The sequence below is a fragment of the Micromonospora rubida genome, assembly GCF_009908295.1.
Classification (GTDB): Bacteria; Actinomycetota; Actinomycetes; order Mycobacteriales; family Micromonosporaceae; genus Micromonospora; species Micromonospora rubida.
On the sequence record NZ_JAAALO010000036.1, the window covers coordinates 1 to 695 of the forward strand.

Annotated in this window: 2 protein-coding genes; both read right to left on the reverse strand. The window is 68.1% G+C overall.

Annotated features, from left to right (window positions below):
* Positions 1-320, reverse strand: a 320-nt coding sequence (locus tag GVV04_RS31965; protein ID WP_161692720.1) for an IS3 family transposase, incomplete at its 3' end; no start/stop codon positions are given.
* Positions 317-628, reverse strand: coding sequence for a transposase (locus GVV04_RS31970; RefSeq protein WP_161692721.1), 312 nt, complete (start codon positions 626-628; stop codon positions 317-319). The genes GVV04_RS31965 and GVV04_RS31970, both read right to left, overlap by 4 nt.
* Positions 629-695: the final 67 nt, after the last annotated feature.

Here is a 695-nt window from a genome sequence, read left to right on the forward strand (position 1 = left end):
CGCGTGGAGCCGCCGCGCCAGCCTCGACGCAGGAACGCCCCCTGCCAGCCCTGGCCGGCCATCAGCCGCTCGACCCGCTTGCGGCCCACGCGGATGCCGTCACGGCGCAACTGCCGGTGGACCCGGTCCGCGCCGTAGGTGCGCCCCGACGCCTCCCAGATCTCGTGGATGTTAGAGATCAACCCCAGGTCGACCACGTCCCGGTCGCAGGGCTGCTCGACCTGCTTCACCCACGCGTAGTACGTCGAGGCGCCGACGTTGAGGACCCGTAGCAGGAGCGCGACCGCGAACTGGTCACGATGTTCATGGATGAACCTCATGACCGTCGCCGGGTCGGGTCGAGCTCCGCCGCGAAATACGCGCTCGCCGCTTTCAGGATCTCGTTCGCCCGCCGCAGCTCGGCGACTTCCCTGCGCAACCGGCGGTTCTCCTCGGCCATCTCACTGGTGGGCCGATCAGCGCGCTCACCCGCGTCGGCCTCGGCCTGACGGATCCAGTTCCGCAACGCCTCGTGATGTACGCCGAGCTGCTCGGCCAGGCGCCGGATCACGGGCTTCGGGTCCGACTCACGGTACAAGCGCACAGCGCGTTGACGTAGCTCGTCGGGGTATTTCTTCGGTGCTGCCACGGACGACTTCCTCCCCCACGGCCATCAGACCATGATCAAGAAGCTCCATGAAAGCGGGGGTGGCTCA